Here is a 7,306-nt window from a genome sequence, read left to right on the forward strand (position 1 = left end):
CTTTTGATCTTGATCCTATGAAAAACAAGATCAAAAGATCGCAGCCTTCGGCAGCTCCTACAGGGGTTTCGGATCAGGTCGCGGGGCGAATCGCGTTGATCAACGACTGCAACGAATACCCCAACCGCGGCGCCAGCGCTTCAGCCCGCGCAGTCAACGCCTGCATGTCCAGTTCCTGATCGAGATCCGCCGGCACCAGCAGAATCACATTGCCCTCCTTCACCGGCAGCTCCCAGTAATGCCGGTGATAGAGCCCGCGCAACAGCGCCGCGCCCAATGGCTGGCCATCATCGGTGGCCCACTGATTGATCACCAGCCAGCCGCCCGGATTCAAACGCTTCTGGCAATCACCGAGAAAACCCCAGGCCAGATGCCCGACACCCGGGCCGACGTCGGTGTACAGGTCGACGAAGATCAAATCCGCAGGTTCCGCCGTCGGCAGCAATTCCAGCGCATCACCGACACGAATGTACAGACGCGGATCATCGTCCAGCCCAAGGTATTCGATCGCCAGACGCGGCACGTCCGGGCGCAACTCGATGGCTTCAACATCTTCCAGTGGCAGAAACTTGAGGCAGGCCTGGGTCAATGTCCCCGCACCCAACCCAAGAAACAGCGCGCTGTCCGGTTGCTCATGGCACAACGCGCCGATCAGCATCGCGCGGGTGTAGTCGTACTCCAGCCAGCTCGGGTCAGCGGTGAACACGCAGCTCTGCTCGATCGCATCGCCGAATTCGAGAAAGCGGTAATCAGCCACTTCCAGCACGCGAATCACGCCGAACTCATCCTGTACTTCGGCGAGCAGATGCTCGACGCGCTCCTCAGTCATTTCGTCTCCTGATGGTCACCGGGCGCGGTGACGCGATGGCACCGCTGTGGCGCCGTGGCAAAGCGGCGATTGTCGGCGAAGGGGCGGGAGCAGGTCACGCACTAATTGCTGCTAACATGGCCGTCCGTGCGTAGAACCTTAGAGACCGTGATGAGCCAACCGTGGAGCCCTGACAGCTGGCGCGCCCTGCCGATCCAGCAACAACCCCAATACCCCGACGCCGCGCACCTGCGCCAGGTCGAGCAAACCCTGGCCAGTTATCCGCCGCTGGTGTTCGCCGGCGAGGCACGCGAGCTGCGTCGACAGTTTGCCGAAGTAACTCAGGGCCGGGCGTTCCTGCTTCAGGGTGGCGATTGCGCAGAAAGCTTCGCCGAATTCTCCGCGGCGAAGATTCGCGACACCTTTAAAGTGTTGCTGCAAATGGCAATCGTCATGACCTTCGCCGCCGGTTGCCCGGTGGTCAAGGTCGGGCGCATGGCCGGTCAGTTCGCCAAGCCGCGTTCGGCCAACGACGAGACCATCGACGGCGTGACGCTGCCGGCTTATCGAGGCGACATCGTCAACGGCATCGGTTTCGATGAGAAGAGCCGCGTACCGGATCCGGAGCGTCTGCTGCAGTCCTATCACCAGTCCACCGCGACGCTGAACCTGTTGCGCGCCTTCGCTCAGGGCGGTTTTGCCGACCTGCACCAAGTGCACAAATGGAACCTCGATTTCATCGCCAACTCAGCGCTGGCCGAGAAGTACAGCCACCTCGCCGACCGCATCGATGAAACCCTGGCATTCATGCGCGCCTGCGGCATGGACAGCTCGCCGCAACTGCGCGAAACCAGTTTCTTCACTGCCCACGAAGCGTTGCTGCTGAACTACGAAGAAGCCTTCGTGCGCCGCGACAGCCTGACCAACGATTACTACGATTGCTCGGCGCACATGCTGTGGATCGGCGACCGCACCCGTCAGCTCGACGGCGCTCACGTTGAGTTTCTGCGTGGCGTGAACAACCCGATCGGCGTGAAAGTCGGCCCGAGCATGAACCCGGATGATCTGATCCGCCTGATCGACGTGCTCAACCCGGACAACGATCCGGGTCGCCTCAACCTGATCGCGCGGATGGGCGCGAACAAGGTTGGCGATCACCTGCCGGCGCTGATCCGCGCGGTGCAGCGTGAAGGCAAGCAGGTACTGTGGAGCTCCGACCCGATGCACGGCAACACCATCAAGGCCAGCAGCGGCTACAAGACCCGCGACTTTGCGCAGATCCTTGGCGAGGTGAAGCAATTCTTCCAGGTGCACGAAGCGGAAGGCAGTTATGCCGGCGGGATTCATATCGAGATGACCGGGCAGAACGTCACCGAGTGCATCGGTGGAGCGCGGCCGATTACGGAAGACGGCTTGTCGGATCGCTATCACACGCACTGTGATCCGCGGATGAATGCCGATCAGTCGCTGGAGTTGGCATTTTTGATTGCTGAGACCCTCAAGCAGGTTCGCCGCTAAACCGCATCGCCGCCGCCCCTGTAGGAGCTGCCGAAGGCTGCGATCTTTTGATTGTTTTTTAAGATCAAGATCAAAAGATCGCAGCCTTCGGCAGCTCCTACAGGGGGCCGTCGATTTTGGCCAATGCCACCCGCAACCGCAGCGCACTCTCGCGCTGACAATTGAGCTGCACCCGCTCCAGCCCCAACCAATTCGCCATGCGCTGCAAATTCATCGCCAGCGCCAACATCCCCTCTTCATCCAGCCCCGGCTCTTCCTCGTGCACCGCATGCACCGCCAACCGCCCCGCCGCTCGCTCAGCGCGTAAATCAACCCGCGCGGCAATCCGTTCATTGTGCAAAAACGGCAATACGTAATAGCCATAAACCCGCTTGTCCTGCGGCGTGTAAATCTCCAGCCGATAGCGGAAATCAAACAACCGCTCCGTCCTGCTGCGCTCCCAGATCAACGAATCGAATGGCGACAACAGCGCACTCGCCGTCACCTTACGTGGGACTTTCGGCTCCGGCAGGCAGTAAGCGATCTGCCGCCAACCAGCGACTTCGCACATCTGCAACTGCCCCGCCTCGACCAGTTCCGCCAGTCGCGGTCGCGCATCCGCTGGATTCAAGCGGAAGTAATCACGCAGGTCTTTCTCAGTGCCGACACCCAACGCCTGCACCGCATGCAACAGCAATCCCCGTTGCGCCTCGGCTTCATCCGGCAATGCCTGCTGCAAGATCGAAGAAGGAATCACCCGCTCTGGTAAATCATACAAACGCTCAAAACCACGCCGTCCCGCCACCGTCACTTCACCAGCAGCAAACAACCACTCCAGCGCATGCTTTTCCGCGCTCCAGTCCCACCATGGCCCGGCCTTGTCTTCGCGGGTCGACAGACTGCTGGCGCCCACCGCGCCCTGCTCTTGCACCGAACTCAATACGCGACGCACCACGTCCTGCTGCTCGCGACCAAACTTCGCCAGTTGCTGATAAATATCCTCGCCGCGCCGCGCTCGCTGCATGCGCCAAGCCATCAACGGATACATCGACAGCGGCAGTAACGATGCTTCATGGCCCCAATATTCAAACAACGTGCGACGTCGCCCCGAACTCCAGGCAGCCTGGTCGAGCAAGTCAGAAGAATAGGGACCGAGACGGGAAAACAGCGGCAGGTAGTGCGAGCGCACCACGGCGTTGACGGAGTCGATTTGCAGCAAGCCCAGCCGTTCGATCAGCCGGTTGACGTGAGCGGCTTTGACGGTCGGCGGCTGGCGCCCGTTGAACCCTTGGGCAGCCAGCGCCAGTCGTCGCGCCTGTTTGAGGGAAAAGGACAGTGTCGCGGGCATGAGCATCTCCTTGTCTGCTCGCAACCTACCTCACCTGAAAGTGGTTTGTGTAGCGGCGCCCTCATCATTTATGCATCGGGTCGTCCCAGAATGGCCGCACGGTTTCGTGCTCGACGTCGGCACGACTGACCCCGATGTCCTTCAACGCTTCGTCGCTCAGACTGGCGAGCAGTTCACGTTCACGGTGCAAATCGTACCAGCGGCTAAACTTGTGCAGCAGATCGGAAACGATGTGACCGCTGAATTTTTCTTCGCCTGCAAACTCTCTTTGACCTTTCATCGTGTTGCCCTCCGTTGTGGATGGCTCAAGTCTCTGCCTGGCGCTAAGATCAATCCAACGAATGTTTCTGATGGCATGCATCACGGAGATTCATCAATTGTCCGCCTACCCCAGTATCGATACCGATGTCCTGCGTACCTTCGTCGCGATTGCCGATCAGGGCGGTTTCACCCGCGCCGGCGAAATGGTCAACCGCACGCAATCGGCGGTGAGCATGCAGATGAAGCGCTTGGAAGAAGATGTGTTGCAGCGCCAGTTGTTCGAGCGTGATGGACGTCAGGTGCGCCTCACGGCTGAGGGCCAGGTGCTGCTCGGTTACGCGCGGCGCATCCTCAAATTGCACAGTGAGGTGTTCAACACGCTGCGCGAGCCGCACATGGTCGGCACCGTGCGCATCGGTACGCCGGATGATTACGTGATGCGTTTTCTGCCGGGGATTCTGTCGCGATTCGCCCAGTTCTATCCGCTGATCCAGATCGAAGTGCATTGCGAGTCGACCAAACAACTGTTGCAGCGCACCGACCTGGACTTGTCGATCGTCACCCGCGAGCCGGGCAACGAGATCGGCCAACTGCTGCGCAAGGAGCGTTTCGTCTGGGCCGAGGCGCAGAACTTCAGCGCCCACGAACAAACGCCGCTGCCGCTGGCAATGTTCAACAGTGATTGTTTCTGCCGCTTGTGGGCGTGCAATGCGCTGGACGCGATGGGCCGCGACTACCGCATCGCCTACAACAGCACCAGTTTGTCGGCGCTGATGGCCGTGGTCAGCGCGGGTCTGGCGATCACCGCGCAACTGGAAAGCCTGATCACCCCGGACATGCGCATTCTGGGTGCCGACCAAGACCTGCCGTTGCTGCCCGAGGCGAGCATCATGCTGGTGCGCAACCTGAACAACCCGTCGCCGATCACCGAGTGCCTGGCCGAGCACATCGTCGAAGGCTTCAAACTTTAAACGCGAGCATCACCGCACACAGCACCAGAAACCCGCAGAACAGCCCACGCAGGAGTTTTTCCGGCATCGCGTGGGCGACTTTTACACCCCAACTGATGCTGGCCAGACCACCGATGGCCAGCGGCAGGCCGATCATCCAGTCCACTTCATGATGCACCGCGTACGTCACCAACGTCACGCCGGTACTCGGCAAGGCCAGCGCCAGCGATAAGCCCTGGGCAACCACTTGGGTGGTGCCGAACAGACTGGTCAAAACCGGCGTCGCCACCACCGCCCCGCCAACCCCGAACAAACCGCCCATGGTGCCGGACGCCGCGCCGAGCACGCCGAGCCACGGCCATGAGTAGCGCATCTCCGACGTCGCGGCAGGTTGGCGACCGAACATCTTCAACAGGTTGTAAACCGACAGCACCACCAGAAAAGCGACAAAGCCGATGCGCATGGTTTGCGCGTCGATACCGACAGCCCAGATCGAGCCGATCCAGGCGAAGCAGAAACCCATCACCGCCAGCGGCAACGCGTGGCGCAATTCAATGCGATTGCGCTGGTGATAACGCCACAGCGCGAGCATCACGTTCGGCACCACCATCACCAGCGCCGTACCTTGGGCGATCTGTTGATCAAGGCCAAACCAAACACCGAGCAGCGGAATCGCGATCAGACCACCACCGATGCCGAAGATGCCACCGAGGGTGCCGAGTGCGGCGCCGAATAACAGGTACAACAAAAACTCCATCACAGCCGAATTCCTCTTACGTCAGGCGAATCATCCTACGCAGTCGCGGCTGGCGGGGAAACGCACAGCAACGCACAATGGCTATGCCGATTTCGCACAAGCATTGAGTTCGCCATGAATCCCAATCAACTCACCGACCAGCTCGGATTGTTTCTGGATGTGCTGGAGAGCGGCAGTTTTTCTGCCGTCTCGCGTCGTCATCCGTTGACGCCATCAGCCATTGCGCGACGGATCGACAGCCTGGAAAGCGCCGTGGGCAGCCAGTTGTTTATCCGCAGCACTCACGCGGTGCTCGCCACGCCGGCCGGGCTGGCGTTCGCCGAACGGGCACGTCGAATCGTAGCCGAGCTGCAACTGGCTCGCGCCGAAGCCGTGTCTTTGAGCAGCGCGCCGGAAGGTTTGATTCGGATTGATGCGCCGGCGGCGTTTGGTCGACGGCATCTGGCGCCAGTGATTGCCGACTTTCTGGTGTTGTACCCAGGGCTCGATGTGCAGTTGCACCTGATCGACAGTTTTGTCGACATGGGCGGTTCCAATCTCGGCAAGGTCGATCTGGTGCTGCGCGCCGGGCAACTGGCGGATACGCGCTTGGTCGCCACGCCGCTGGCGAGCATGGTGCGCATCGCTTGTGCGAGTCCTGACTACCTCAAGCGCCGCGGCGTGCCAAGCACTCCAGCGCAATTGAGCGAACATGACGGCCTCGACTGGGAAGGCCTCGCCCCGCCGTTCGCCTGGCGTTTCGAGCAGGGCGGGCAGATGGAATTGCATCGTCCGGCGCGGATCCGCATGAGCGCCAACAATGCCGAAGCCTTGGTGTGCGGGGCGCTGGCCGGGTTGGGCATTGCGCATCTGCCTACATGGCTGGCCAGTGAATACTTGCTGCGCGGCGAATTATTGCCACTGTTTTGCGCCGACGGTCTGCCGAAACCGGAAACCACCGGCATCTACGCGTTGCGCATGGAACAACAAACCCACTCGCGCAGCCGCTTACTTCTGGAATACCTGAAAACGCGCTTCAGCCCGATACCGCCATGGGATCTGGCGCTGCAACGGGATCTCGGCCGGCACTAGCGCTGGAAAATTATCTGGCGCATTAAACACTCGAGCGCTAGATTCATGACCATCAACGATCAAGGCGTAGACATGACTTCCGAACGCGACACCTGCGACGACCTGCTGCTCGACAATCAGGCCTGCTTCGCCCTGCATTCCACTTCGCTGATGATGACCAAGGTGTACAAACCTTTGTTGCAAGCGCTCGGCCTGACCTATCCGCAGTACCTGGCGATGATGGTGTTGTGGGAAAAGGATGGTTTGACGGTAGGGGAAATCAGCACAAAGTTGCTCACCGATCCGGGGTCGCTGACGCCACTGCTTAAACGGCTGGAGGTTGAAGGGTTGTTGAGCCGCACGCGCAGCCGAGAGGATGAGCGGGTCGTCATCGTCGAGTTGACCGCCAAGGGGCGTGAGCTCAAAGAGAGCGCCCAAACCGTTCCGCAATGCATTCTCGGCGCCAGCGGTTTCTCCATCGAACGCCTGCAAAACCTGCAAGCAGAGCTACAAGCACTGCGCAGCCACCTGCAAAACAGCCTCACCTGACTCCACCCTCTCCCCCTGTAGGAGCTGCGGCACGCTGCGATCTGTTGACCTTGGTTTTTAAGATCAAAAGATCGCAGCGTGCCGCA

8 protein-coding genes are annotated in these 7,306 nt (G+C 60.4%); 4 read left to right on the plus strand and 4 right to left on the minus strand.

The annotated features are described in order from the left end of the window. Window positions 1-73: 73 nt before the first annotated feature. Window positions 74-829, minus strand: coding sequence for a spermidine synthase (locus tag AD669_RS18565; protein WP_053122388.1), 756 nt, complete (start codon window positions 827-829; stop codon window positions 74-76). Window positions 830-979: 150 nt separating this feature from the next. Here AD669_RS18565 and AD669_RS18570 point away from each other — a divergent pair, with 150 nt between their 5' ends. Continuing rightward, a complete protein-coding gene (locus tag AD669_RS18570; RefSeq protein ID WP_003226774.1) occupies window positions 980-2,326 on the plus strand; it encodes a class II 3-deoxy-7-phosphoheptulonate synthase in 1,347 nt (448 codons plus the stop codon). A 97-nt stretch (window positions 2,327-2,423) separates the two neighbouring features. Here AD669_RS18570 and AD669_RS18575 read toward each other — a convergent pair whose 3' ends face one another. Together AD669_RS18575 and AD669_RS18580 are read right to left on the minus strand one after the other, a co-directional pair. After that, on the minus strand, window positions 2,424-3,653 hold the full coding sequence (locus tag AD669_RS18575; protein WP_053122390.1) for a winged helix-turn-helix domain-containing protein: 1,230 nt from the start codon (window positions 3,651-3,653) through the stop codon (window positions 2,424-2,426). A 64-nt stretch (window positions 3,654-3,717) separates the two neighbouring features. Further along, window positions 3,718-3,933, minus strand: a complete 216-nt coding sequence (locus tag AD669_RS18580) for a DUF1127 domain-containing protein (RefSeq protein ID WP_053122393.1) — start codon at window positions 3,931-3,933, stop codon at window positions 3,718-3,720. Window positions 3,934-4,030: 97 nt separating this feature from the next. On the opposite strand from AD669_RS18580, the gene AD669_RS18585 reads away from it, so the two are divergent. Further along, window positions 4,031-4,885: a LysR substrate-binding domain-containing protein gene (locus tag AD669_RS18585; RefSeq protein ID WP_172680137.1), complete on the plus strand. Its 855-nt coding sequence runs from the start codon at window positions 4,031-4,033 to the stop codon at window positions 4,883-4,885. On the opposite strand, the gene AD669_RS18590 is transcribed toward AD669_RS18585, so the two are convergent. Continuing rightward, window positions 4,875-5,624: a sulfite exporter TauE/SafE family protein gene (locus tag AD669_RS18590; RefSeq protein ID WP_172680136.1), complete on the minus strand. Its 750-nt coding sequence runs from the start codon at window positions 5,622-5,624 to the stop codon at window positions 4,875-4,877. The genes AD669_RS18585 and AD669_RS18590 overlap by 11 nt on opposite strands. A gap of 111 nt (window positions 5,625-5,735) precedes the next feature. Here AD669_RS18590 and AD669_RS18595 point away from each other — a divergent pair, with 111 nt between their 5' ends. Next, window positions 5,736-6,692, plus strand: coding sequence for a LysR family transcriptional regulator (locus tag AD669_RS18595; RefSeq protein WP_053122399.1), 957 nt, complete (start codon window positions 5,736-5,738; stop codon window positions 6,690-6,692). A gap of 72 nt (window positions 6,693-6,764) precedes the next feature. Beyond that, a complete protein-coding gene (locus AD669_RS18600; RefSeq protein ID WP_172680138.1) occupies window positions 6,765-7,220 on the plus strand; it encodes a MarR family winged helix-turn-helix transcriptional regulator in 456 nt (151 codons plus the stop codon). Window positions 7,221-7,306 lie beyond the last annotated feature (86 nt).

The organism is Pseudomonas sp. P1.31 (assembly GCF_001269815.1).
GTDB lineage: Bacteria > Pseudomonadota > Gammaproteobacteria > Pseudomonadales > Pseudomonadaceae > Aquipseudomonas > Aquipseudomonas rustica.

What these genes read in the sequence shown, in the direction of transcription:
- AD669_RS18565 (WP_053122388.1), bottom strand. Translation starts at nt 829, where the DNA reads ATGACTGAGGAGCGCGTCGAGCATCTGCTCGCCGAAGTACAGGATGAG.
- AD669_RS18570 (WP_003226774.1), top strand. Translation starts at nt 980, where the DNA reads ATGAGCCAACCGTGGAGCCCTGACAGCTGGCGCGCCCTGCCGATCCAG.
- AD669_RS18575 (WP_053122390.1), bottom strand. Translation starts at nt 3,653, where the DNA reads ATGCCCGCGACACTGTCCTTTTCCCTCAAACAGGCGCGACGACTGGCG.
- AD669_RS18580 (WP_053122393.1), bottom strand. Translation starts at nt 3,933, where the DNA reads ATGAAAGGTCAAAGAGAGTTTGCAGGCGAAGAAAAATTCAGCGGTCAC.
- AD669_RS18595 (WP_053122399.1), top strand. Translation starts at nt 5,736, where the DNA reads ATGAATCCCAATCAACTCACCGACCAGCTCGGATTGTTTCTGGATGTG.
- AD669_RS18600 (WP_172680138.1), top strand. Translation starts at nt 6,765, where the DNA reads ATGACTTCCGAACGCGACACCTGCGACGACCTGCTGCTCGACAATCAG.